We start from the raw sequence: 25,973 nt of genomic DNA, 5'->3' as shown, positions 1-25,973 counted from the left end.
AAAAGTCGGAAACGGGAAGAGGCGAGCGCATGGAAGAACTGTATTACGACAATGGAAACGAGACGTTTTTGGTGCATTACCGGAATGGGCCAAGTTATCGGATGACGACCAGCCATTTCCATGCGACGTACGAGTTTTTTTACATGATGGACGGGCAGCGGAAGTTTTTTATCAAAGACCGCACGTTCGTGATTGAGGAAGGGGATATCGTCGTCGTGGCGCCGAACGTGCTGCACCGGACGACGAACGCCGAGACGCCGGATTACGAGCGGTTGGTGGTCAATGTACACGAGCGATATTTGACTGCGGACGGTGCTTCGAGAGCCGAAGGGCTGCGTCCGTTGTTCGAGCGGGATTATGTATTGTTGAAAAAAGGGACTTATATATCCGCCGCAATCGACGCGTTGGCGGAGCAGATGATGCGCGAAATGCAAGAGGAGCAGCCGGGATACGTGGACTACGCCCGGGCGCTGACGATGCAGCTGCTTATTGCTTGCTGCCGCCAGCTGCCCGTTGAGGAGAAAGAGCCGCCAGCGGCGTCGAATCCGATGCACGAGCGAATCTTCGAAGTGGTGCGGTATATCAACGAGCATTACATGGAGGAATTGACGCTGGAGCGCTTGGCGGAGCGGCTGTACGTGAGTCCGTATTCCATCAGCCGTTCTTTTAAAGAAGCGACGGGATTTACGTTCGTGGAATACGTGAACAGCGTGCGGGTGAAGGAAGCGATCACGCTGCTGCTGGGATCGTCGCTCAAGGTGAACGTCATCGCGCGGAAAGTCGGATTCGGGAGCGTGACGCATTTCGGACGGGTGTTCAAAGAAGTGACGGGGCGGGCGCCGCTTTTTTATCGGAAAAAGGGGTGAGGTGCTGAAAGTGAAAATTTTTATTGATCAGATTAGGGATTTGAAAATAATATCTTTGCATCAAAAAGAACGGGTCTTAAATGAAATAACCCGTTCCTTTTAAAGTGAACGTTCACATTGATTCAATTGCTTAATTTATAAAAGTCAAGTGCTTCGTTTCGGAATTTTTCATATTCTGATAACTCTGATTCTTCAAAAGTTTGGATAGAAAGTTGAGGATCTTCATCAAGTAAACTAATTTTTCCTCGGTTTCGATTTACTAAAAAATAATCGCCAAAAGAATTTTTCTTTAAAAATATGATACTTTGATCGTCTTTTTGCAGTTCGATATAGTTATCACGAGTCAACTTTTGTCCATTTTCAATGCTTACAGGTTCAAGGATTGTCATTTCGGTTTGATCTTCAGCAAAGTCTGTCGGTTTTTTGAGGATTCGATCTATTCTTACTTTTGTTTTGGTATAAAAATCTTGAATTTCTCCTCCTTCATAAGTTGTAATTTGATGATCTCTTTCTGAGAAATCGGTTACGGCAGATCCTACGATTACTAAGTCTACTACTTCATCTAATTCTTTAGGAGTATCAAACAACCATGTACTCGAAGAAAACTCAATAACGTCCGTATAGGGTAACGAAGCTTGTTCATTTTCGGATTTTTGGTGATTAAAGTAAAAGAGGCCGCCGCTAGTCAAAAGAATTGCAATCAGAACAGCATAAATTGTCCATCTAGATTTTTTTTTCACGATGTTCACTCCTCACTATAGTTTAATTTCCCCATTTTGCTCGAACTTCAGAAATATCATAAGTAGTTGGTTTTATACTTTGTCTAAGACTTTTCATAATTGAGTTTGGTCCATTCGAAGGAGTATGATCTAACCCTAGAGAGTGCCCCATTTCATGTTCAATTGTACTCTGAATTTCTGCATCTGATAGATTCATGAAAGTTATAGCATTTTGATAAATGCTCACAGCGCTATAGGCCCATGTCTCATTATTTCCTGCAACAACATAACTACCAGAAGCAGACTTTTTATAACCATTATGTCCTCCAGCGGTAAAAGGATCTGTACCTACCCCGGCATAGTATTTATCTGGAGTTCCGTTTGAAGAAATTACTCTTGTTATTTCAATGTTTGAGGAAACAGGGTTCCATGTAAAACGGGCTTCATCAATCCAACCTGCATAACCATAAGAATGAATAGAGTCAGAATACCAAGCATTAAATATTGCACTTGTTCTACCTCCTGAGTATCGCACTGCATTCGCGTCGGCAGGTACCAAAGAGAAAGTGAGCGGAAGAATGATTAAACTAGGGCGTGTACGCAAACTCCGTCGGGAGCAGATTGAGCTGGATTTTCGTTCTCAGCAAGGAATTTTTCCGAAGGCGTGCCGGGGCACGTCAAGGGAAAATGACGCAGAAGAGGGCGAAAAGACAGGTCAAGATGCACGGCGTTGAGTTTGCGTACACGCCCTAAGAAGCACAAATTTTTTTGCTGATTTTGATATTTTCATTTAGACATCACCTTTCTTTTTAATTGCATTAAATGATAATTAATGTTATTTATTATCATAAAATACAAAAGAATTTCGTGATTAATATGTTGTGAAAAATTGCTTTTTAATCATAAACAACCTAATAATAAAAGAATCATCATATTAAATGAGGAGGGAAATCATTCATGCGCCTTCAAATGGACGATTACACGGAAAATCAGATCAAATCCAAAATCGGCGAGCGTCCCGGTACCTTGCGGCTCGTCTACGATACGATCAATTGCGGATGCAACGGCGTCGTGACGCTTCAGATCGCGGACAAGCCGTGGGATACGGATATCGCGGTGGAGTCGGATACGTTCGAAGTGTGGACCGACCGCCAGCAGGAGCAGCAGTTCGATCCGCTCATGAAGCTGGAAGCGGACCGAGATTACCCGTCGTTCAAGCTGTCCAGCGACGGCGCGGTGTTCAGCCGAAATATGCGGGTGACGGACGTGCGCGCGGAATAGGCCTTCAGATGGAAAAAAAGACCGTCGTTCGCCCTTTGCGGGCAAGCGGCGGTTTTTTTGTCGACTATATCGGCTTCACACCAGAATCTGCACCTCATACACCGCCTCGTCCGATTGCTCGGTGAGCGAGATATCGATCTGAATAATGCTCCAAGCGCCGCTTTTGGCTTCTAACCCTTCGGCGTGCACATAACGAAGCAACTTTTCCAATCCGTCCGCATAATCTTCGAAGTCATGCCCCGTATACCGCGTACAGGCGTAGTCTCCGGCTGGAGCTTCCTGCGCCCCCGCGTTTCTCCGACCTTGAACGAAGGTGAACAGCGCGCTCGCCTTTGCGAGTTCGGCCGGATTTAACGGAAAGGCAAGGCTTGATTGCTCCGCAAAAAATCCGATCTCGTTGCCTGCAAGAAACGGTAGGGTATCGTGCAGCTTTTTTTCCAATTCCAAAAATCCGTAGGACACCGCCTCTTTATTCTGTATATCGATCCGGTCCGGCAGTACCCAGAATTTGCGCTTGGGCAGTTTGCGGATGATGAAGTCGGATTCCGCGTAGTCGGTCTGAAAAGACTGAATATGCTTCATCCGGCTTTTCAACGTGCGCGAGATGCGTTTAAGGTCGGCGGCCTGCCGGTCGATTCGCTGCACGGCCTGTTCCAGCAATCCGATCGACTGATCGAGACGCCGGTTCTGCATGAATAAACGAATCTCCTCGATCGAAAAGCCGACCCGCCGCAGCTCCACGATCGTGCCGAGCACTTCGGATTGGAGGATGGAATAGTAGCGATAGCCATTCTGCGGGTCGATATGCAGCGGACGGAACAAGCCGATTTTATCGTAATAACGCAGCGTGTCTGCAGGGACGTCGCAGTAGTCGGACATCTCGCCGATCGTGAGTTTTTCTTCCTGCACGGTGCTTCCTCCTTCAAAAAAATACATGCCGAAAATTCGCTTGACCTTGGAGCCGCTCCAACCTTTACGCTTAATATGTACCTCGTCGACGGGAAAAAATCAAGGAGGCTTCACATCATGGCAAACGCAAAACGCTGGTTGATTCTGGCGATCGTGTCCAGCGCTTTATTTTTGATCGTTATCGATATGACCGTGCTTTATACCGCGCTTCCGACCTTAACGAGAGAGTTGTCGGCGAACGCGTCGGAAAAATTATGGATCGTCAACGCCTATCCGCTCGTCATGGCCGGCCTGCTGCCGTCCATGGGCGTGCTCGGAGATCGGCTCGGACATAAAAGGTTGTTCAATCTGGGCTTGGTCGTATTCGGCGCGGCTTCGCTGGTCGCGGCGTTCTCGCCGGTTCCGGCGCTGCTGATCGCGGCCCGCGTGCTGCTCGCCGTAGGCGCAGCAATGATGATGCCCGCGACGCTGTCGATTATACGGCTTACGTTCACGGATGAAAAGGAGCGGATGCTGGCGATCGGGATCTGGGCGTCCGTCTCGTCGGGCGGAGCCGGGTTGGGACCGTTGGTGGGCGGATTTTTGTTGGAACATTTCTATTGGGGATCGGTGTTCCTGATCAATATCCCGGTCGTGATCGTCGCGCTGATCGCTTCGATCTTCATCGTGCCCCATGCGAAAGCCGCCGCGCGAAGAAAATGGGATTTTGCTTCGTCTGCCTTGGTCATGCTGGGATTGGTGGGCGTGCTGTATGCGGTAAAAGAGATTGCCAAGCCGAACGGGTCGATTGTTATCGCCGTGCTGACCGCGGTCGTCGGCGTTCTCGCTTTGATCGTATTCGCCAAGCGGCAGAAGAAAAGCAGCGCTCCGCTGATCGATTTCGGCTTATTCCGCAATAAACGCTTTAGCACAGGCGCCGTTACGGCATTGTTATCCTCGTTCGCGCTGATCGGTTTGGAATACGTGCTTACCCAGAGGCTTCAACTGGTGATGGAACTGTCCCCGCTGCAAGCCGGATTGTTTCTTCTTCCGCTGCCAATCGCCGCTTTCTTGGCGGGGCCGCTGGTGGGCAGTTTGCTGCACCGGATGGAGCTGGTCAAAGTACTTCTGTTGTCTCAGCTGCTTGCGGGAACCGGCATGGCGGCGTACCTGCTGCTGTTTGACGCCGGCCGGATCTGGCAGATCGCCTGCATGATCGTGATCGGCTTCGGCCTGGGCGCGGGCATGTCATCTGCGTCCAGCTCGATCATGAATCAGGCTCCGGCTGAAAAAGCAGGCATGGCCGCTTCGATCGAGGAAGTCTCGTTCGAACTCGGCGGAGCGGTCGGTATCGCCGTACTGGGCAGCTTGGCGTCGTTCGCGTATACCGCTTCGCTTGCACTGCCGGATACGCTGCGTGATGTGCAAGGAGCAGCGGACAGCTTGGACGGCGCTTTGGTGGCGGCGGAAAGCCTGCCTCAAGCCAGCGGGGAGCTGTTGATCCGGCTGGCCAAAGAAGCATTCGAGCATTCGTTCTCGGTCGTATTGGCTTCGGGTGCGGCAGTGTTGATTATTGCGGGGCTGGTTCTGACAAGGATCGCCCGCAAGACATCCGTGCTGCCGGAAAGTACGCGTTCATAAAAAAGCTCGTAAAAAGCTCATGAAAAAAGAAGGGATCGTCGGCATTTTGCGACGATTCCTTTTTTAGTCATGGGATCTTTCCGGCCTTCCGCGGTCAGGGAAGTACCACGCTCGTATACGATTTCAATTCACCTAACGTAGATTGATTTCCGTATTCGTCCGTAATCACCGTATCATCCCCCTGCCACTCGCTGATGCTCGCGCCGTGATGGCCTGTTGCGTTCGTAACATTTACCTCGATTGAGGGAGTGGTCATTACAATATCCGTCCCGGCCCAAGCCAAAACAACAAGCGCCAAAGCAAGCACTTTATACATCCATTCGTACCTCCGCGATTTGAGACTTATTCTTTAAACGGCAAAAAGCTTGTAAAAGTTATCCGGATTATATTTTGAAAACAAATTCCGATCACTTAACCACAAAAAACAAGTCAAATCAAAGAATTCATACGTGGACAAACCAGAGCTTCATAAATTAATATATAAAGGAGTCATTGACGAACCTATTTTTGTAAGCGTTACCAAAAGGTTAATCAGCCTGTTCAGAATCGGAGGTGTCACCTTGAAACGTTTCCCGATGACACTGCAGTTGGCCTGCATTTTATTCATTGTGATGGTCATTCCCGTCAGTATCCTGACTTGGTATAGCAGCGAGCAAAGCCTGCGCAATTCCGAGCGGGAGATCGCCGAGTCGTCGCTTGCGGAGCTTGTAGCCAGCCGAAGGTTGAACGAGAGCGCGCTTAACAGCTTGTCGCAGGATACCGTTCGGCTGTCGGCTACGGGGACGTTCGACCGGATTCGTCCTTTTCCCACTTATGAAGCGTTAAGCGCCGATTACGGCAATATCAGCCGCGCGATGGCGATCATGCGCGAGCTGACCAACCTGAACCGCCGGGCGGAAGGCGTGGCCTCGTCTTTTTTCTATCTGGAAGGTTCCGATTATGTGGTCTCTACCGATAGAAGCATCACGACCTTGAGCCGATACGAGCCGATGGACTGGCTTGAGGATGCGCTGGAGGAGCAGCGGGGGATCGAAGGCATCTGGTATCCGCGCAAGCTGGAATCCGGCGCATCCGTCGTGTCGTACGTGCTGCCGCTTAGTCGATTGTCGACGACGACGAGGGGAACGATCGTCGTCAATTTGCGCGAGAGCCAGCTGGAGGATTATTTGTCGTCTTCGAATGAAGCGAATACGAACTACGCGCTGATCGATTCCCAAAACACGATCATTTCGCATGCCGACAAAAGCCTGCTGATGAACGATGCCGATGTGCTGCCTTTTTTCGCTGCTTTGAAAGAAAAAGTTTCCGTAGACGGTTATTCGTTCGGAGAAGCGGACGGGGATCGGGTGCTCTATGCTTGGACGAATTCCGATGCTCTCGGTTGGACGCATCTGAGTACGTACTCCGTGCAGGAATTGTTAACCCGAACGCATACGCAGCAGCGGGGAATCATCGTACTGACCGTGATCGTGATCTTTATCGGGGCTTTCGCCACCTTGTTCCTTGCCGCATGGTTTTCCAAGCCGGCCCGCGAACTGGTGCGAACGCTCACGCTGCGCGGTTATCTGGGCGTGCCCGGCCAGAACGAATTCGCGTTCTTGGAAACGGCGTTCCGCCGGATGCAGGGCGAGGAGGCCAAGCTGCACGAGCTGCTGCGGGAACGCGAACGGGATGCGCGCAGCTTGACGGTTCAACGCCTGCTGCGGGGAGAAACGGACGAGGCCGCTTCTTACGTATTTCCTTATACGCATCTGCTTGTGGTCGCGATCTCGATCGACGGCTATCGCGGCTACTCGATCAAGCATAATTCCGAGACGCGAAGCTATCATCGCCATCTGCTCAGCGTTTATTGCGACAATCTGTTCGAAGACGGGTTGATCGGGCAGTTTCTGTATCGCGGCGACGGCTGCTTTACGCTTGTTCTCAACGACAGCCGGGAGGAAAGCAAGGAACGGTGCGACGAGATCCACCAATACATCGAGCGGATTCGGGAAAAGGCGGCCGAGCTGCTGGAGCATACCGTAACGATCGGCGTCAGCCGACGAGCGAAACGGACGACCAGCATTCCGGATCTGGCGGCCGAAGCGCTGGAAGCCGTCAAAAAACGCATGATCGCGGGCAGCGGAGGCATCCATTACAGCCGCGAAGAAGAAAATCGGGAAATGAAATACATGTATCCCGATTGGAGCGAGCGCCGGATTCTCAATTTCCTCGGCGCGGGCGACCTGGACAAAATCGATGCCGAGCTGGATCGAATCGCCGAAGACATCCGCGGCGCAGATTACATTTCCCATGACAATATCCTGTTTATCTACAATCAACTGGTCGGCGTGACGATTAAGCATCTTCAGGAGACGGACAGCCGGGCCGCCCGAACCGTAGCCGGACGAGGCAGCGTGTATTCGACCATTGCTTCGTTGGACACGTTGAACGACTTGCAGGCGTATATTCATGATTTTTATGCCGGAATCGTCGAAGCGATGAAGCCGGCGAACGAAGAAAGCCAATCTCACGCGGACCGGATCATGAATTATTTGCGCGAGCATTACTGCGAAGACGTCGTGTTCGAAGACATGGCGAAAGAGATCGGGATCAGCTACTCTTACATGCGGAAAATCGTGTACGAGATGAACGGTTCCAGTCTGATCGATTCGCTTAACAAGCTTAGAATCGAGAAGGCCAAGCAGCTGCTGATGGAAAACGAACGGACCATTACGGAGATCGCGGCGGCTGTCGGCTATGAAAACGCACGCAGTTTCAACCGCTTTTTCCATAAATACGAAGGCATGGCGCCGAGCGCTTACAAGACGCAATACCGCACCTCTTAAATCAAGCTTTAGACTGCCGAATTCCGCTTCCGCGCAGGTGTCATTTTTGATTCCGACCACCGGAAATGATCGTCAAACCCCTTATTTTTCCTGTAAAACCGGGGCTTGAATCAAAAATGACCGCCGGCATCAACACTCGTCGTTTACCGATTCCGAAAGCCGCGGCTATGATAGGCACATGTCCGGCGACGGATGGGAAAAAGTGAGACGGGAGGTGGAAAGGTGAAGGGAATCAGCGTAGCCAAAAGCAAAAATGAAACCGCTTTACTGAAAGAGAGTCGTTACGGTCCGCTCTATTATCTACGGCGCGATTGGCAGTTGTACACGCTTCTGATTCTTCCGCTGGTGCTGGTGTTGGTATTCAAATACACGCCGCTGGCGGGATTGGTCCTCGCCTTTAAGGATTACAAGATCGCGAAAGGATTCTGGGGAAGCGAATGGGTCGGCATGGAGATCTTCCAAGAATTGTTCGCCAAACCGGACTTCGCGAGAGCGGTGCGCAACACGCTGTTATTGAACGTGCTGGATCTGCTGTTCAGCTTCACGGTGCCGATCTTCCTGGCGCTGCTGCTGCACGAAGTCAAAAACGTCCTATTCAAGCGGGTCAATCAGACGATGCTGTACCTGCCGCACTTCTTGTCCTGGGTCATTATCGGGGCGATGGCGTACCAATTGCTCGGCGAAGGCAACGGGATGATCAACAACCTGCTCGTGACGCTGGGCGCGGAGCGAATACCGTTCCTCCAGCAAGATACCAATTGGCTCATCAGTTATCTGGCGATCGGGATCTGGCAGAGCATGGGTTGGGGCACGATCATTTACTTGGCCGCGATGAGCAGCATCAACCCGGAAATGTACGAAGCGGCAACCGTCGACGGCGCGAGCCGCTGGCGCAAAATGTGGAACATCACGCTTCCTTCGATTCGGCCGACGATCGTAACCCTGCTTATCATGAGCTTGGGCGGCGTCATGGGCGGTTCGTTCGAACGGATCTACGCGCTGCTTAACCGGGCCACGACCGAATTCACGACCACGATTCCGGTGCTTGTATATCGGTGGGGTATCGAAGGCGGAGACATCAGCCGCGCGACCGCTCTGGGATTGTTCCAGGCGCTGATCGGTCTGGTGCTCGTACTAGCGGCCGACCGGATTGCCAAAAAAATGGGCGAAGACGGCCTGCTGTAAAGGAGGAAAAACATGAAAGCCGTAAGCAATGCTCCGGTCGGCAGCAAAAAGCGCTTTGATATCTGGGGATTCGTGATCCATGCGGCGCTGGTCGTCGTGTCCCTGATCTGTTTTCTGCCGTATCTGCATATCGTCGCCAAGTCGTTCAGCGAAGACGCCTATGTTATCGCGAACAAGGTTTACCTGCTGCCGCAAGGCTTCAATATCGAGGCCTACACCAAAATTTTCGCTGACGCCAGCATTTTGCGTTCCCTCTACGTATCCGTGATCGTCACCGTGCTGTTCACGATACTCGGGATGGTCGTCACCATCTGCGCGGCGTATCCGCTGTCCCGCAGACAATTGAAAGGCCGCTCGACGCTGACGTTCATTTTCCTGTTCACCATGTACTTCAGCGGCGGGATCATTCCGGAATACATGCTGATCAACAATCTGGGCATGCTGGATACGCTCTGGTCGCTCATATTGCCGTTGTCGTTCAGCGCATTCAACTTATTGATCATGAAAACGACGTTTACCCACAGCGTACCGATCAGCCTGGAGGAATCCGCGCGGATCGACGGAGCCGGTCACTTCCGAATCCTCTGGAGTATCGTGCTTCCGCTGTCCAAACCCATTTTGGCAACCCTGTCGCTCTTCTACGCGGTAGGCCGCTGGAATGCTTATCAGGACGCGTTGTTCTACATCAAGCACAATGTCGATCTGCGTCCGCTGCAATTGAAGTTGTACTACCTGATCGTTCAGGCGAGCGAAAGCTTCCAATTGGAAGCGACCCAAGTGACGCTCAGCAATCCCGAGGTCATGAAAGCCGCCGTCGTCGTGTTCGCCACGCTTCCGATCATCTGCATCTATCCGTTCGTCCAGAAGTATTTCGTTCAGGGTACGATGCTCGGCGCGGTGAAAGAGTAGTCCGGCGACTTGTCTCAAGCAGACGTCGGTTTGCGTCCGCCTGAATCGCACTAGAACCGTGTGCGTTTCAGCCAAACGTAAACCTGATATTAAAGTGAGACAAGCTGCTATTTCAAAAAAACAAAGGGGGACTGGGAATGAGTCAAAAGAAAAAAGCTTCGTTATGGGTAACCGGACTTGCGCTTGTCAGTTTGTTGGCCGGATGTACGGGCGGCGGAGGAAGCACGAATGAAGCGGGAGGTTCGGCAACGACCGACGGCGATACGCCGGCGACTGCCGCCGAAGGCTTCGCGGATTACTCGAACGGGTTTCCGGAAAAAGTAAATCTCGATATTCCCGTTTACGAGCGCGCTTTCGAAGGTTGGAACGTTACGGACAACTATTACACCCGATGGATTCAAAAGGAATTCGGCGACAAGTATAATGTAAGCGTTAACTTTGTGCCGATTACCCGCGCCAGCGAAGTGACCGACTTCGAGCAGCTGCTGGCTTCGCGCAAAGCGCCGGACATCATCTTCCACTACGATATGCCGCAAGCGTTGGCTTATTACGGGGAAGAAGTGCTGCAAGAGCTGAATCACGAAGAGATCAAAAACTACGCGCCTACATACTGGGCGAACCTGGGCGAGACGATCGAGCAGTACGGCACGATCGACGAAAAACCGACGTTCTTCTTCGCTTCGCGTCCGAACGTGGACAACTTCACGACCATTATCCGCAAAGACTGGGTAGAGAAGGTCGGCATGAAACTGGAAGACCTGACTTCGCTCGAAAAGTATAACGAGATGCTGGTCAAATGGAAGGAAGCGGGCCTGGGCACGACGGGCGGCAGCTTGATCCAGAATTCGTTCAACTACAACTACGCCTTCCGCGATTGGCCGTTCGACGAAAAATACCGCGCGCTGTATTCCGATTTGTCGGTAGCGGATTTGACGACGGCGGACACCGAACGCTACTTGCGCAACCTGAACTACCAATTCAACAACGGCCTGATCGACCGCGAGTTCTACCTGCGTTCCGACGAGCCGAAGATCAAAGCCGAGTTCGTCGCGGGCAAAACGGGCACGTTCGGCACGTATTTGACCAATAACACGGACGTCATCGAAGCCACGCTCAAAAACAATCCGGACGCGGAGTTCGCGATCATGCCTCCGTATGCGGGCGTGCCGGAAGGCCGCGAGCCGCAAGGACGCGCATATTGGCCGTTCGGCTTCATCATGGGCATCAACTACGAATCGACCGAGATGGAACGCGCGGCGGTCTGGATGTACCTGGAATGGATGAGCCAACCGGATAATCTGTTCTTCCTGCAAAACGGCGTCGAAGGCGAAAACTACACGCTGGACGAACAAGGCGTAGCCGTGCGCGATCCGGAATTCAAAGGCGAGTCTGTATTGGCGCAAAACAACAACAAAGACTATTGGGCGCTCGTGACGGAAACGGCGCAGTACCCGGATCCCGAAACGACATTGGCCGCCAACAAACGCAACTGGTCGCCTCCGGGCCACGAATACCTGGCCGACGACATGATCAAGTACTACAACGAAACCGAAGAATTCCGTACGCCGGACGCTTTATTCACGGTCGTATTGGACAACGTCAACGATTACAAAGCCGATCTGAACGTCTTGTTCCAAGAATTGTACCTGAAAATCGCGCTCGCGCCGGAGGATCAATTCGATCAGCTGTACGAGGAAGCGAAAACGCAGTACCTCAACGCGGGTTATCAAGAGATTCTGGACGAGAAGCAAGCGGCAATCGATGCGGATCAGTACAAGTAATAGCCGCGGTTGAGGCCGTTTCAAAAGCAAGCCGTAAAAAAGCGGGGAGGAAGCGCGAGGGATTGCGCTCCTCCCTGTTCGTGATGAACGGAAAGAATCGGAGGGATGCATGCCCATGTCAGCGGGAACGGAAGAATTGTACGGCTACTTGTTCATTCATTTTATAGGCGAAAATGAAGCGCGCGGCGAGCAAATCTATTTTGCTTTGAGCAAGGACGGGATGTATTGGAAGGATCTCAATCGGCAGCAGCCCGTGTTGACGTCTTCGGTCGGCGAGCGCGGCGTGCGTGATCCCTACTTGCTGCGAAGCGCGGACGGAGAACGCTTTTACCTCCTGGCGACGGATCTCAGCATCTACGGACGCGGAGGCTGGAGCTCGGCCGAAGCGACGCTGACCGGGAGCCGATCTCTCGTGATCTGGGAATCGGAGGACTTGGTGAACTGGTCGGAGCCGCGACTCGTTGAGCTTGCACCGGAGGAAGCGGGCTGTGCCTGGGCACCGGAAGTGATCTATGATGAGCAGCAGGGAGACTATCTGGTTTTTTGGGCGTCAAGCCGGGATGCGCAGGGCGGCGGTGAACGCGGATTGCATATCTACAGCAGCCGCACCGTCGATTTTCGAACGTTTACGCCTGCCGAGATTTATATCTCGCGCGGGGAAAATGCCAGCATTATCGATACCACAATGATTCGGGTCGGCGATCGGTATTACCGCGCTTCCGGTGACGGACAGATTACGATCGAAAGCGGCAGCCGTCCGGATGGCGAGTGGGAGAAGCTATCCACGCTGGAATCGATGGGGCTGAAGCTGACAGGCAAAGACGCGGAAGGACCGCAGTTTTTCAAACTGAACGGCGAGGAGAAATGGGTGCTGCTCGTAGATCGTTATTCGACGCATGGCGGCTACCTGCCGATCGTCACGACGGATATCGGCGATACGACCGGAGCAGCTTGGCGAATCGCGGAGGCGGGGGAGTATGACTTCGGCGCGTTGAAAAAAAGGCATGGTTCCGTTCTGCCGATTACGCAGAAGGAGTATGAAGCGGTGGAGAAATGTTGGGGATCGACCGTCGAAGAGACGGCGAGTCGAAAAGGGTAAGAAGCGATTTTTACGCCAGGACGTGTCTTCAAACCTCGAAGGAAGCAGATTTGTCAAATTTTCGTTCCCGAGATTTCCGCATCTGCTGGGAGCTTTGTTTCAGAACAAAGGGGATGTAACGGATCGTATGTCCGTTACATCCCCTTTTATTGCATTTTTTTGAACTTAACGGAGCGTAGCGACGCTTAAAGACGAAACCATTACGGATTTCGCCCTTTTTCATTCGGTTTCAACGTCTAAGTGTCGCTGCGATCCGTTAAAAATGCAAAGTGTTCGATTTTTATCGCTAAGATTCATCTCGATCCGTTAAATCCGACTGCACGACTTTTCACTTGATCCACTGGATTACGGAATCGTATTCCCGTCTGTTTTTGACCCGACTCGGTTCCTGCGTCCGATAACCGAAAGCAGCCATTACGGAGACCTGATAAGACCGATCTTCGAGCAGTCCTTCGTTGTCGAGGATTTCGTTCACTTTATCGTAGTTGAAGCCTTCGATCGGACAAGAATCGATGCCGATCTGAGCGGCTGCCGTCAGCATGTTGCCGAGCGCGATGTACGTTTGCTTGCTGGCCCAGTCAAAAATCGCCCGATCGTTTTCGAATAATCGAAGGTCGTTTTCCTGAAAACTTTGGTAAGCTTGGCTCAATTGGAGAAGCGTATCGCTCGGCACTTTTTTGGTGTCGGTCATCAGGCGTTGTACGTAATCGCTGTCCGTTCGGGCATTGCTTTTAGCGAGAAGAATCACGAAATGGCTTGCGGTCGGAAGTTGTCCTTGAGCGCCGAAGCTGACTTTTCTGATTTTTTCCCGCAACTCCGTATTTTGAACGATCAAGAATTTCCACGGTTCATAGCCGAGAGAGCTGGGAGAAAGTCGGGCCGTTTCCAAGATGAACTCAAAGTCGTCGTCGCTGATCTTTTTGGAAGGATCGAAGGCTTTCGTGGCGTGTCGGGTATTGAAAGCTTGTAAAATGGTATTCTTTTTCTCCATTGTATTCATAAAGATTGCCTCGCTTTCGGTTTCCTATTATCGTCGAGCTAATAGTACTATAGAGGTGTCGGAAAAGAGAAGTACGCACAATTTTGTGGGATAGTATCTATTTTGATCCTGAGAGAATGGGGTTTTCACATATGGAAGAGTGTAAAAGAGAAGTCGGAACCCCGTATACTTGTCCTGTAGCGGTTACGGTGGACGTGATCGGAGGAAAATGGAAAGGGATCGTGTTGTATCACTTGATCGACGGACCTGTACGTTTTAACGAGTTGAGAAGAATGATGCCGGAAACGACGCAGCGAATCCTGACCTTGCAGCTTCGGGAACTAGAACGGGATGGTGTGGTTCATCGGGAAATTTATCGCCAAGTTCCGCCCAAAGTGGAATATTCCTTGACCGAATTCGGTCGTACGCTGATCCCGATCATCAATCTGATGAAAAGTTGGGGGATGGAGCATGAGCGCGCGATCTTGGATCGGCGAAATCCGTGAGGAGGGGACATTGAAATGAATCGAGAATCCGGACACCGCGATTCCCGCGAAAAACGCAAAGCGAGCATCGACCTAAACTGCGATCTCGGAGAGAGCTTCGGGGCGTATACGTTGGGGCGGGATGCCGAAATTTTGCCGTATGTGACATCGGCGAATATCGCTTGCGGATTTCATGCGGGCGATCCGTCTGTCATGCAGCGAACCGTAAAGCTGGCATTGGAAGCAGGCACAGCGATCGGTGCGCATCCGGGACTGCCCGACTTGGCCGGATTCGGCCGTAGGACGATCGATGTCTCGGCAAGCGAAGTCTATGCCATGACGGTATACCAGATCGGGGCGCTGGATGCTTTCGTGCGCGCCGAGGGAGGAACGCTGAAGCACGTTAAGCCGCATGGAGCTTTGTATAATATGGCGGCGGCTCGGGCAGATCTGGCGGAAGCAATTGCCGAAGCAGTGTACCGGGTCAATCCGGCGTTGGCGTTATTCGGTTTGGCGAATAGCGAGTTGACTCGCGCCGCCGGGCGAATTGGCCTGCGCGTTGCACATGAGGCGTTTGCGGATCGCGGGTATCTGGCGGACGGTTCGTTAATGCCGCGAGGGCTTCCCGGTGCATTGATTGTCGATGCGAAGACGGCGGCGGCCCGCGTTGTTCGGATCGCGCTGGAAGGCCGCGTGAACGCGCCGGACGGCGGAGACGTAGAGATGCGTGCGGACACGATCTGTTTGCACGGGGACGGTGAGCATGCGCTGGCGTTCGCCCGTCATATTGTGGAGGCTTGTCAGACTGCTGGAGTTAGAGTGAAGCCTTTTGCGTGAAGTCATTGTGCATATTGCGAGGAGGTGAATGAGGTGGAGGAAACAAGAAGGAACGGCATGAAGGCAGCAAAAGGGATGAAGGATCGGAAGGGGAACTTCAGCGCGGATCATTTTGTCCATATACCCTTGATCGAGCCTCTTAACGAAACGGCAATTCGCGTTGTCTTTGGTTCGGACATTTCACCGGAAACCAACCATGGGGTTCGAAATCTGACAGATTTACTGGAGTGTCGACCGCTGCCAGGGATGATCGAAGTGGTGCCGTCTTTTGCGGCCGTGACGATTTTTTACGATCCGTTGAAGGTAGCCGAGGCGTTGCCAGATCATCGAAGTCGCATGGTTATGCAGGAGATGGTTGATTGTCTTCAACGTCTTCTCCTGACGGACAATACTGAAAGGGAGAGCCGTTCGCGAGTCATCGAAATCCCGGTGCTATATGGTGGAGAGTATGGGCCGGATTTAAGCTTCGTTGCTCAACATGCCGGGATGAGCGAAAAGGAAGTGATCGCTATTCATACCGAGCAAGAATATCCGGTATATATGATTGGTTTTGCCCCGGGCTTCCCTTATTTAGGCGGTATGAACCCGGCGATCTCCGCGCCCAGATTGGAGACGCCGCGCTTGTCCGTTCCGGCAGGAACCGTCGGAATCGCAGGGGCTCAGACAGGGGTATATCCCGTATCTACGCCTGGAGGCTGGCGACTGATCGGACGGACGCCGACGGCATTGTTCCAACCGAATCAAGTGCCGCCGAGTTTGCTTCGAGCGGGTGACCGAGTTCGATTTCGTCCGATCGCGACGGATGAATATATGCGATTGGCGGTACATCGGGCAGATGCGGTACATCGCTTTTTAACGGACGAATCCTGCGGCATGGCAAAAGTAGAGGACGAACAATCAGACCGTACAAATCTCATGGACGGAAGGCCTGATCGTGCAGGAAGAGTCGGCGAGGATAACTGGAATGACGGGATAGCTAGCAATGAAACGGAAGAGACGTCGGTTCCGTCTGTCTCGGTCTTGAACCCCGGTCTGCTGACCACGTTGCAAGACCTGGGCCGTCCTGGCTATCAGCAGTACGGCGTTACGGCCGGAGGAGCGATGGATACCTATGCGCTGCGTGCCGCCAATCTGATGGCGGGCAATGCCGAGAGCGAAGCCGCGCTGGAGATCACGCTGGCGGGACCTACGCTGCGCTTCGAGCGCGATACGCTGATCGCGCTCACCGGCGCCGATTTAGCGCCTTCGATCGGCGGCGTGCCGCTGCCGATGTGGCGGCCCGTCCGCGTCCGGGCCGGGGCCGTGCTGGAATTCGGCCCGGCCCGCGAAGGCTGCCGCGCGTATCTCGCGCTGGCAGGCGGCTTCGCCGCGCCCGCGGCGCTGGGCAGCCGCGGAACCGATCTTCGAGCCGGGCTGGGCGGGCTCGAAGGCCGGGCGCTGCGCGCCGGCGACGTCCTGCACGCGCGGACGTCGCAAAGCAAGGCGCGCATATCCGAGCGCGCCTTCGGCCCGCTGCGCAGCATCGCGCCAGGCGCCGACTTCGCCGCCGCGCCGTGGCACGCCGCGCACGGCTACGTCGCAGGTCGCCCGGATTGGGGCGACCTGCATTTCCCCGGCTCCGCCCAGCAGGTGAGTCGGTCGAAAGCTTCGCCTTCGGCCGACTCGGCCGCTGACGTCATCGTCCGGTTCACCCGCGGCACGCACTTCGGCCTGTTCGACGCGCCGAGCCGCGAAGCGCTGCTAAACGCAGCTTTTCGCATCATGCCGCAGTCCGACCGCATGGGCTGTCGTCTGTCGGGTCCCGCTCTGCGTTTGGAGCAACCGCAGGAGCTGATTTCCGAAGCCGTGGCTCCGGGCACCGTTCAAGTTCCTCCCGGCGGCAACCCGATCGTCTTGACGGCGGATCGGCAAACGACGGGCGGCTATCCGCGAATCGCGCAAATTATTTCCGCCGATCTGCGTCTGATCGCTCAACTGCGCCCCGGGCAGACGCTGACCTTTGCCGAAGTGTATTTGCGAGAAGCCGAACATGTATATATCGAACAGGAGCGGGAGTTGTTGCGTCTGCGCATTTCAATGCGCTTATGGAGGAACGGATAGGCGAGCACACAACCAACAATCATGACTCGCGCACAACCGCCATCCGGGCCGGGAACAGCGAGTTCTCCGACTGTGTTGCATTCGCGTCCCAGCCTCATACCGCACGCGACCGACGGGCTCATACCTTGAACTTTTTTTGAAAATGCTGAAGTTTCGTCAACATATTCGTCCGATTTTCTGCTCAAGCGGCGCAAAAAGACGAATTTGTTGACTTTTCATCATCATTTTTAAAAATCAGCCGCTCAAAATCGTAAAAGGCGTGCAAAACGTCAACAACTGAAATCTTCAAAATCATTCTTGTAAAAAAAGCTGTTTGGGACCGGCTTTTCTTTTGCTCGGCAGCAAGAAAGAAAATCTATTGACAGACGAATGCTGTCGAATTATAGTGGAAACCATATTTACGTAATGTCGACCATTAAACTTGGTTATGAAAAATTTGAACGCTCGACGCGGGGAACAATTTTTTTTGCCTGATTAAATGGTTTAAGGTCTATACCTTATATCTTTTTTGAATTAAAGTGTTGAAGAATAGGCGTCGGGAAGGATGTGGAACGGTGCTGATCAAACCTGCAATGAATCTGGAGCAGGTATCACCCAAGAAAGTCAGCGATTTTATCTTCGATCGGCTGGAGGAAGCCATTATTCTGAAGGAATTCATGAGCGATGAGCAGCTTCCGTCCGAACGCGATTTGGCGACGATCTTCAACGCCAGCCGGATCACCGTTCGCGAAGCTTTGGCCCGTCTGGAATCGCTCGGCTTAGTCGAAAAGCGCGTCGGCGCCAAAGGCGGAACTTTCGTGCTTCCGATTACGCGCAACTCGCATCTGCGCAATCGCGACGAGATGCGCCGGAATTGGGATTCGATGATCGAAGTGTTCGAATACCGTATGGTCGTCGAGCCCGGAGCCGCTTATCTCGCCGCGCAGCGTATCAAAAAGGCAGAGCTTCAGCAGCTGCGCGATTACGTAACGGCGAGTATCGAACCGGACTGTAGCCGCGAAGCGTTCCGCTCGATCGACGTCCGCATTCATCTTAGCGTGGCTAAAGCTTCCGGCAATGCGTACTTCGACCATGCCGTCAGACAGATCCGAACCAAGATCAATCCGGCGCTCGACCTGATGCCGTACAGCGATCGCGTCAAAGTCAACAACTACGAGGCCCACCGCGACCTGATCGCCGCCCTCGAAGCCGGAGACGCCGACCGTTCCCGGGACATCATGTACCGGCATATCGAACACTCCGCCGAAGCCATCCGCGCCCGCGTTTTCGCCGACGAAAGCTTCGAAGATTAAAAGGAAGCACGGCGCCAGAAATAATTTCTCGCCTTCGCCCCGGATCTGCTCGATCCCGTCCTGCGGATCCTTGAACCACCCCTTTGCCGAAAAGGAGACGACTCCCGCCTCTTTCCTGCCAAAGGGATTCCTGCAACCTAATTCATACTAAATTCATCAACATACTTACATCAATTTTTTAAACAAAGCCGCGCCAACGCGTCTAACCGGACGGGACTCCCTGCTTTCGAACTTGAAAAAGCAAAGCGCCCATCCATAATTACGAAGCCAAATCCAGGCGAAGTAAGCCCTGCCCACCTGCCCACCCAAGAAAGCCCTATCTCTTGAGGAAGCCCAGGCGGAGGGAGAAATTCAGTTCAAAATGCCTTTGAGCTCGGAAAACTTCCTATTTAAATTTCATTCAGTTTTCCAAGCGAGACAGCATCTTGTGAAGCATTTCGAAGAAATGCACTTCGGAAGCATATGCTTATAATTTCTCCCGTAGCCCCTCGTCTCCTCCAACGAATAGGCCTTTCCCACTCACCTTTAAGGAGGATTTACTCATGAAAAGCGGACTTATCAAAACATTCGCGGCCTTACTCGCGGCAGCTCTGGTCGTAACCGGCTGCGGAGGCGGAGGCGCAACCACTTCCACCGACACAGGCACGACGGCCGCCGCGCCTGCGGCATCCGACGGCACGCTCACCATCGCCAACGGTACCGATATCGAAAGCTTCGATCCGCAAAACAACAACAACACGGCGAGCGAAGCCATCCTCGTCAACGTGTTCGACTATCTGCTCAAGAACGACAACGAAGGCAACAAAGTTCCGGCGCTCGCTACGTCGTGGGAGCAAACGGCCGACAACGTCTGGCAGTTCAAACTGCGCGACGACGTGAAATTCCACAACGGCGATCCGTTCACCGCAGCCGACGTGAAATACACCTTTGAACGCTTGGCAACCGACGAAGCGCTCAAGCAGCACTCGTATTTCAAAACGATCGAAGAAGTTCGCGTCGTTGACGACCACACCGCCGAGTTCGTGACGACAGGACCCGATCCGCTGCTGCTAAACCGTCTGTCGAAGATGGGCGCGGGCATCCTGCCTTCCAAGTATATTGAAGAAAACGGCATCGACGCCTTCCTGAAAAGCCCGATCGGCACAGGCGCTTACAAGTTCAAATCATGGGCGAAAGACGACCGCGTTGTTCTCGAAAAGAACGACGAATACTTCGACGGCGCGCCGAAATGGGACGAAGTCGTATTCCGCGTCGTTCCGGAAGCTTCGACTCGCGTATCCGAGCTGCTGACCGGCGGCGTAGACATCGTGTCCGGCGTTCCGTCGACCGACATCGAGCGTATCGAACAAACCGAAAACCTGTCCGTTGCGACCACTCCGATCAAGCGCGTCCTGCAAATGATCGTGCGTCAGACCGAAGGCACGCCAACGGCTGATCCGAAAGTACGCGAAGCGATCGACCTGGCGATCGACAAGAAAGCCATCGTGGACAGCATCGCAGGCGGTAACGGCGTTCTGACCCGTACATCCGTAACGCCGGGCAACTTCGGTTCGGACGAGAGCCTGTACGAGCAATCGCTGTATGACCTGGAAAAAGCCAAAGCCCTGCTGCAAGAAGCGGGTTACGGCGACAAAGGACCTGAACTCTCGCTGTCTTCGTCCAGCCAATACAAAGAGTACGCCGAAGTCGTGTCCGCGATGCTGACGGCTGCCGGATTCACGGTCAATCTCGAAATTCTGGAGCCGAGCGCGTTCAGCGAAAAAATGACATCCAAAACGTTCGGCGAGCTGTACATGATCGGCATCGGCAACTCGATGAACGACGCGTCGAACAACTATAACCGTTTCCTCGCTTCCGAAGCCGCAGGCGAAACCGACTACAACAACGCTGAAGTCGAAGACCTGCTGCAATCGGCACTGGTGAACATGGACGAAGCTTCCCGTACCGACGAGTACAAACAAGTTCAACAGATTCTGGCTGAAGAACGCCCGGCGATCTATCTGTTCCAAATGAAAGGCGTCTATGGCGTCAACGCAAGCGTGGACTTCTCGCCGCGTCAGGACGAAATGTTCTACGCCCAAGAAATCACGCCTGCCCAGTAAAAAAAGAAGCGGAGGCGGTGGACTTCACGAAGACCGCTCCGCTATTCCTTTTATGAGAGCAAGCAAGTCTGTCCTTTGCGCTCGGCCGATGCAAAACGGCCGAATCCGCAAAGGACCCTTGCGTTTCTGCACGTATCGATCCGTTAGAGGTGATCGGGCGATTGCAGTTACTTCTTTGTTGCTCGGTGAACGTTTCGCGCATGATGAGTAATGCTCTCGTAGCCGCAGGCGTAACGTGAGCATGTAGCAAATTGGGTTCCCAGGCGGCCGGCTGCTTTATCTCCGGCCGCTTGCTTGCGAATTTCGATGATGCTTTTCAGACGACTTTTGATTCTACTTTGGCAAGGAGGGATAAGCCGTGGGCAAATATCTCGTCAAATCGCTGCTGCAAATGATTCCGGTGCTGCTGCTGATCTCGCTGATCGTGTTCGTGCTCGTCCGCGTAACGGGCGACCCGGTCGCGCTGATGCTGCCGGAGTCGGCAACGGAAGCTGACCGTGCGACGCTGACGCGGGAACTGGGATTGGATCTTCCGCTTTACCAGCAGTACGGCATCTTTTTGACCAATGCGATCCAAGGCGACTTCGGCACATCGTTCCGTTACGGCGAATCGGCGCTGCCGCTGGTGCTGGAACGTCTTCCGGCAAGCTTTGAGCTGGCGTTCGCCGCGATGGCGTTGGCTGTGATTATCGCGATTCCGCTCGGCATCTGGTCGGCGGTCAAGCGCAACACGTTTATCGATATTTTTATCTCCGGGATCTCGGTATTGGGCAAAGCCATGCCGAACTTCTGGATGGGGATCATGCTAATCTTGCTGTTTTCCGTCATGTTGGGCTGGTTCCCGGTATCGGGGCGAGGCGGTCTTACGCACTTGATTCTGCCCGCGATCACGCTCGGCGTCAGCCTGGCGGCGCAAATGACCCGTTTGATCCGCTCCAATATGCTGGAGATTCTCAACCAGGACTACATCCGCACGGCCCGCAGCAAAGGCATTTTCGAATTGTTCGTCATCGGCAAGCATGCGTTCCGCAACGGACTCATTCCGGTCGTGACGATCATGAGCCTGCAATTCACCAGCCTGATCGGCGGCACGCTGATTACCGAGACCGTATTCGCCTGGCCGGGACTGGGACAGTTGCTCGTATCGGCGGTCAACACGCATGATATGGCGATCGTGCAAGCGGCCGTGTTCGTGATCGCGATTTTCGTCATTTTAATGAACATTTTGACGGATCTGGTCTATCGACTGCTCGATCCGCGCATCAAATACAGTTAATGAGAGGAAAGGAGGAGACGCTGTGGCGATTCCTACAGAAAGCGGCGCGGGAACGCTCCCGGTGCCGCCGAAGAAACGCAGTGAAGCACGGGGGTTGAAAAAAGGACTCCGGCAGCTGCTCCGCAGCAAGACCGGAACGCTCGGCGCGGTCATCGTGCTGATCGTTTGTCTGATCGCGATCTTCGCCCCGCTGCTTGCGACGCACGACCCTAACGCCGTGGCTCCGATCGATCGGCTGAAGCCTCCGGCTTGGCTGGAAGGCGGCAGCAGCGATTACCTGCTCGGCACCGACAACTTGGGACGCGATATTTGGAGCCGGATCGTGTACGGTTCGCAAGTCTCACTGATCGTCGGTATCGGAGCCGTGCTCGTGTCCGGCGCGATCGGCGCGGTGCTCGGCGTAACGGCGGCGTACTACGGACGCTGGGTAGACGCGATCATCATGCGGCTGGCCGACTCGCTGCTGGCGATTCCGACTATTTTGCTCATGTTGGTCGTGCTGGCGGTCGTGGGGCCTGGCATGTGGACGCTGATCTTCGTTATCGGCGCCACCAACTGGGTTTCGTATGCGCGCGTTGTACGCGGCGAAGTACTCAGCTTGAAAGAACGCGATTTCGTCAAATCGGCCCGTATGATCGGCGCACGCAGCGGACGGATCATTTTCCGGCATATTTTGCCTAACGTGATGTCGTCGTTTATCGTCTTGTCCGGCATGAACGTAGCGACCACGATCATCATGGAGGCGTCACTGAGCTTCCTCGGACTCGGCATTACGACGCCGGACGTCTCGTGGGGCGGCATGCTGAGCGATGGACGGCAGTACGTAGCGACAAGCTGGTGGGTCGCGACGTTCCCGGGCATGGCGATCACGATCACGGTATTGGGCGTTATTTTCCTCGGCGACTGGCTGCGCGACGTGCTGGACCCTCGCATGAAGCTCAAGAACGGATGAATGCGCATAGCAAGAACATTTTTCGAACAAAAGAGTGCTCATTACAGAAGGCGGTGAAGGTATGAGCTTGCTTGAAGTGAATGAACTGAAAACGTATTTCAAAACGGCCGAAGGCACGGTTCCTTCCGTCAACGGCGTCAGTTTCTCGGTCGAAGCCGGGGAAACGTTGGCGATCGTCGGCGAGTCCGGCTGCGGCAAAAGCGTAACGTCGCTGTCGATCATGCAGTTGGTGTCCGACCCGGGCGAGATCGTGGGCGGCGAGGTACGCTTCGAAGGCAAAGACTTGCTGAAGCTGCCGAAAAAAGAAATGCGCAAATATAGAGGCAACGAGATTTCGATGATTTTTCAGGAGCCGATGAGTTCCCTCAATCCGGTGTTCACGATCGGCAACCAAGTGGGCGAGGTGCTGCGACGTCATAAAGGTTTGAGCCGCGGTGAAGCGAAGCAGCAAGCCATCGAGATGCTGAAAAGAGTCGGCATCCCGCGCGCGGAGCAGATTGCGAATAACTTCCCGCATCAGCTCTCCGGCGGTATGCGTCAGCGCGTCATGATCGCGATCGCGCTGGCCTGCCGGCCTAAGCTGCTGATCGCCGACGAGCCGACCACCGCGCTCGACGTGACGATCCAGGCGCAGATTTTGGATCTGATCGGCAAACTGAGCGAAGAAGAAAACACGGGCGTTATTCTCATCACGCACGATCTGGGCGTCGTCGCCGAGATGGCCGACCGCGTCGTCGTGATGTACGCGGGCGAGGTGGTGGAGGAAGCGCCGGTATACGAGCTGTTCGAGCGCCCCGGCCATCCGTATACGATCGGCCTGATGGGCTCTCTTCCGAAAATGAACGAGCAGCGCGACCGATTGGACTCGATCCCCGGCGCGGTGCCGAATCTGCTGGATATGCCGCCCGGCTGCCCGTTCCACCCGCGCTGTCCGTTCGCGATCGAAGCGTGCACGCAAACCAAGCCTGCGCTTGAGGAACAACAACCGGGCCATTACGTGCGCTGTCTGCGTGCCGGGGAGGTGGGGTAAGATGAGCGATCCTGTTAGGGACGAAATATCGTTGCCGATTGAACGTAATGCCGAAGTTGCGTCCGTGAATCGGGAAGAGACGGCTCCTTTGCTGCAAGTACGCGGTCTTAAAAAACATTTTCCCGTGGCAAAAGGTTGGTTTTCCCGCAAAAACGAATACGTTCGCGCCGTCGACGGACTCGATTTTGACGTTATGCCGGGCGAGACGCTGGGCATCGTGGGCGAATCCGGCTGCGGCAAATCGACGGCGGGACAGATGATCGTCCAACTGTTGGAGCCGACCGAGGGTAATATCGTGTTTGACGGGACGGATCTGGCTTCGCTCAGCGGAGAACAGGTTCGGCGGGCGCGTCGGGACCTGCAACTCGTTTTCCAAGACCCGTACTCGTCGCTGAATCCGCGCATGACCGTGTACGATCTGGTCGCCGAACCGCTGATCGTGCACGGACTGGCTTCGGGCAAAGCGCTTAAAACCGAAGTGATGAGCCTGCTGGAAGCGGTCGGTCTCGGCCCTCAGCACGCGGACCGTTATCCGCACGAATTCAGCGGCGGCCAGCGCCAGCGGATCGGAATCGCCCGGGCGCTGGCGCTCAAGCCGAAGATGATCGTCTGCGACGAGCCGGTCTCCGCGCTCGACGTATCGATCCAGGCGCAAGTGCTGAACTTGCTCAAAGATTTGCAGGAGCAGTTCGACCTCACCTACATCTTCATCGCGCACGGTCTGCCGTCGGTCAAGCATATCAGCGACCGCATCGCGGTCATGTATCTCGGCAAGATCGTGGAGATCGGCACGCGCGAAGAATTGTTCGCCTCGCCGAAGCATCCGTACACGGAAGCGCTGCTCGATGCCGTTCCGGTACCGGACCCGCGCCTGCGCCGCAAACGCGAACCGCTGCCGGGCGAACTGCCGAGTCCGGTGAACCCTCCGTCCGGCTGCGCGTTTCACCCGCGTTGTCCGTATGCGCAGGATATCTGCCGTCAGCAAACGCCAGTATTGGAGCCGAAAGCGGACGGACAATCGGCGGCGTGTCATTTTCCGAGAAATATGGATGAGGCGGGCGTGACGATTTGATCGAATAACAGTGCAAAGCTTCCGGATTTCGATTGCGGAGCTTAGCTCGATCCAGTACCTGTAGTGTTGACGGGGTACTGGTTAAGCTTAAGCTGCCGAAGCCGTATCTTTTTTTGAAAAGGAGAGATCAGGATGAGCGAAAGTCTGAATAGTCAGCCTAACGAAGCTGCGTCCGCTGACGAGCGTATCCGTTTATCGATTCCCGTCGGAATGCTGCTGGAAAACTGCCGCAGCGGCGGTTTTTCCGATGACGAGATCGTGAATATGCTGAACGTACGCGATTATACGAAGCTGCCGGAACGCGTGCGCGAGCCGGAGATGGAGTTTGCGGAGCGTTTCGCGACGGTGGAAGAGATGGGCGAAGATTGGGAAAAAGCACTGCGCGAAGGCTACACGTTCAAGTTCCTGCATGTCGGCGCGCTGCGGCGTCTGCTGTATTTCCGGCATGGCCTGGCTGTAGAGCGGGATTATGTGCAAGACGAGCTGGATCTGCGCGGGGTGCCGCTGACAGCGCAAGAAGCGGAAGAGCTTCAAGCGACGATCGTGCGGCAGTGGGCAGTGGAACCGGAGCAGGGCGAAAGCGCGAAGCCGGGGACGTATCGGGTGAGGTTGAAGTTTAGGGATTGATGCTCTGAAAGGTGCAAGAGTTTG

23 protein-coding genes are annotated in these 25,973 nt (G+C 54.1%); 18 read left to right on the top strand and 5 right to left on the bottom strand.

Going from position 1 to position 25,973, the window contains the following annotated elements; genetic code table 11:
- Window positions 1–29 precede the first annotated feature (29 nt).
- Entirely contained in the window at window positions 30–866 is an 837-nt protein-coding gene (locus SACSAC_RS09550) for a helix-turn-helix domain-containing protein (RefSeq protein ID WP_037292547.1), read from the top strand.
- Between the two features lie 122 nt (window positions 867–988).
- Here SACSAC_RS09550 and SACSAC_RS09545 read toward each other — a convergent pair whose 3' ends face one another.
- Both SACSAC_RS09545 and SACSAC_RS27975 read right to left on the bottom strand, forming a co-directional pair.
- Complete coding sequence (locus tag SACSAC_RS09545) at window positions 989–1,606, bottom strand: hypothetical protein (protein WP_037285632.1); 618 nt, start codon at window positions 1,604–1,606, stop codon at window positions 989–991.
- Window positions 1,607–1,628: 22 nt separating this feature from the next.
- Entirely contained in the window at window positions 1,629–2,120 is a 492-nt protein-coding gene (locus SACSAC_RS27975; RefSeq protein WP_156950984.1) for a matrixin family metalloprotease, read from the bottom strand.
- A gap of 422 nt (window positions 2,121–2,542) precedes the next feature.
- Here SACSAC_RS27975 and SACSAC_RS09540 point away from each other — a divergent pair, with 422 nt between their 5' ends.
- Window positions 2,543–2,866, top strand: a complete 324-nt coding sequence (locus SACSAC_RS09540; protein ID WP_037285629.1) for an iron-sulfur cluster biosynthesis family protein — start codon at window positions 2,543–2,545, stop codon at window positions 2,864–2,866.
- Between the two features lie 75 nt (window positions 2,867–2,941).
- Here SACSAC_RS09540 and SACSAC_RS09535 read toward each other — a convergent pair whose 3' ends face one another.
- Entirely contained in the window at window positions 2,942–3,775 is an 834-nt protein-coding gene (locus SACSAC_RS09535) for a MerR family transcriptional regulator (RefSeq protein ID WP_037285626.1), read from the bottom strand.
- Window positions 3,776–3,892: 117 nt separating this feature from the next.
- On the opposite strand from SACSAC_RS09535, the gene SACSAC_RS09530 reads away from it, so the two are divergent.
- Window positions 3,893–5,395, top strand: a complete 1,503-nt coding sequence (locus tag SACSAC_RS09530) for an MFS transporter (RefSeq protein WP_037285622.1) — start codon at window positions 3,893–3,895, stop codon at window positions 5,393–5,395.
- Window positions 5,396–5,489: 94 nt separating this feature from the next.
- On the opposite strand, the gene SACSAC_RS09525 is transcribed toward SACSAC_RS09530, so the two are convergent.
- Complete coding sequence (locus SACSAC_RS09525; protein ID WP_037285620.1) at window positions 5,490–5,711, bottom strand: hypothetical protein; 222 nt, start codon at window positions 5,709–5,711, stop codon at window positions 5,490–5,492.
- A 244-nt stretch (window positions 5,712–5,955) separates the two neighbouring features.
- On the opposite strand from SACSAC_RS09525, the gene SACSAC_RS09520 reads away from it, so the two are divergent.
- From SACSAC_RS09520 to SACSAC_RS09500, 5 genes are all read left to right on the top strand, one after another.
- The gene (locus SACSAC_RS09520) at window positions 5,956–8,223 is read left to right on the top strand and encodes an AraC family transcriptional regulator (protein ID WP_037285618.1); all 2,268 of its coding nucleotides are present in this window, start codon (window positions 5,956–5,958) and stop codon (window positions 8,221–8,223) included.
- A 222-nt stretch (window positions 8,224–8,445) separates the two neighbouring features.
- Window positions 8,446–9,408 carry an ABC transporter permease gene (locus SACSAC_RS09515; protein ID WP_037285616.1) on the top strand — a complete coding sequence of 321 codons (963 nt, stop codon included), beginning with the start codon at window positions 8,446–8,448 and terminating at the stop codon, window positions 9,406–9,408.
- 12 nt (window positions 9,409–9,420) lie between these two features.
- Window positions 9,421–10,317, top strand: coding sequence for a carbohydrate ABC transporter permease (locus SACSAC_RS09510; RefSeq protein ID WP_051507013.1), 897 nt, complete (start codon window positions 9,421–9,423; stop codon window positions 10,315–10,317).
- Window positions 10,318–10,454: 137 nt separating this feature from the next.
- Window positions 10,455–12,098, top strand: a complete 1,644-nt coding sequence (locus SACSAC_RS09505) for a type 2 periplasmic-binding domain-containing protein (protein ID WP_037285612.1) — start codon at window positions 10,455–10,457, stop codon at window positions 12,096–12,098.
- Between the two features lie 109 nt (window positions 12,099–12,207).
- Complete coding sequence (locus SACSAC_RS09500; protein WP_156950983.1) at window positions 12,208–13,197, top strand: glycoside hydrolase family 43 protein; 990 nt, start codon at window positions 12,208–12,210, stop codon at window positions 13,195–13,197.
- 328 nt (window positions 13,198–13,525) lie between these two features.
- Here SACSAC_RS09500 and SACSAC_RS09495 read toward each other — a convergent pair whose 3' ends face one another.
- Window positions 13,526–14,197, bottom strand: coding sequence for an NAD(P)H-dependent oxidoreductase (locus SACSAC_RS09495; RefSeq protein WP_037285606.1), 672 nt, complete (start codon window positions 14,195–14,197; stop codon window positions 13,526–13,528).
- Window positions 14,198–14,328: 131 nt separating this feature from the next.
- On the opposite strand from SACSAC_RS09495, the gene SACSAC_RS09490 reads away from it, so the two are divergent.
- The 10 genes from SACSAC_RS09490 (at window position 14,329) to SACSAC_RS09445 (ending at window position 25,949) form a co-directional block, all read left to right on the top strand.
- The gene (locus SACSAC_RS09490; RefSeq protein ID WP_037285604.1) at window positions 14,329–14,682 is read left to right on the top strand and encodes a winged helix-turn-helix transcriptional regulator; all 354 of its coding nucleotides are present in this window, start codon (window positions 14,329–14,331) and stop codon (window positions 14,680–14,682) included.
- Window positions 14,683–14,697: 15 nt separating this feature from the next.
- Complete coding sequence (locus tag SACSAC_RS09485) at window positions 14,698–15,498, top strand: LamB/YcsF family protein (protein ID WP_051507012.1); 801 nt, start codon at window positions 14,698–14,700, stop codon at window positions 15,496–15,498.
- A 33-nt stretch (window positions 15,499–15,531) separates the two neighbouring features.
- Window positions 15,532–17,598, top strand: a complete 2,067-nt coding sequence (gene pxpB, locus SACSAC_RS28700; protein ID WP_342666454.1) for a 5-oxoprolinase subunit PxpB — start codon at window positions 15,532–15,534, stop codon at window positions 17,596–17,598.
- A 554-nt stretch (window positions 17,599–18,152) separates the two neighbouring features.
- Window positions 18,153–18,890: an FCD domain-containing protein gene (locus SACSAC_RS09475; RefSeq protein ID WP_037285600.1), complete on the top strand. Its 738-nt coding sequence runs from the start codon at window positions 18,153–18,155 to the stop codon at window positions 18,888–18,890.
- Between the two features lie 542 nt (window positions 18,891–19,432).
- Window positions 19,433–20,992: an ABC transporter substrate-binding protein gene (locus tag SACSAC_RS09470; RefSeq protein ID WP_037285597.1), complete on the top strand. Its 1,560-nt coding sequence runs from the start codon at window positions 19,433–19,435 to the stop codon at window positions 20,990–20,992.
- Window positions 20,993–21,350: 358 nt separating this feature from the next.
- A complete protein-coding gene (locus SACSAC_RS09465; RefSeq protein ID WP_156950982.1) occupies window positions 21,351–22,268 on the top strand; it encodes an ABC transporter permease in 918 nt (305 codons plus the stop codon).
- A gap of 22 nt (window positions 22,269–22,290) precedes the next feature.
- A complete protein-coding gene (locus SACSAC_RS09460) occupies window positions 22,291–23,220 on the top strand; it encodes an ABC transporter permease (protein WP_037285596.1) in 930 nt (309 codons plus the stop codon).
- Between the two features lie 61 nt (window positions 23,221–23,281).
- Window positions 23,282–24,250, top strand: coding sequence for an ABC transporter ATP-binding protein (locus SACSAC_RS09455; RefSeq protein WP_037285593.1), 969 nt, complete (start codon window positions 23,282–23,284; stop codon window positions 24,248–24,250).
- Between the two features lies 1 nt (window position 24,251).
- Window positions 24,252–25,322, top strand: coding sequence for an ABC transporter ATP-binding protein (locus tag SACSAC_RS09450; protein ID WP_084777992.1), 1,071 nt, complete (start codon window positions 24,252–24,254; stop codon window positions 25,320–25,322).
- Between the two features lie 132 nt (window positions 25,323–25,454).
- Window positions 25,455–25,949: a hypothetical protein gene (locus SACSAC_RS09445; RefSeq protein WP_051507011.1), complete on the top strand. Its 495-nt coding sequence runs from the start codon at window positions 25,455–25,457 to the stop codon at window positions 25,947–25,949.
- The last annotated feature ends 24 nt before the right edge of the window (window positions 25,950–25,973 follow it).

It is taken from the genome of Saccharibacillus sacchari DSM 19268, from assembly GCF_000585395.1.
Lineage (GTDB): Bacteria > Bacillota > Bacilli > Paenibacillales > Paenibacillaceae > Saccharibacillus > Saccharibacillus sacchari.
This window is presented reverse-complemented; position numbering and strand designations above follow the sequence as displayed.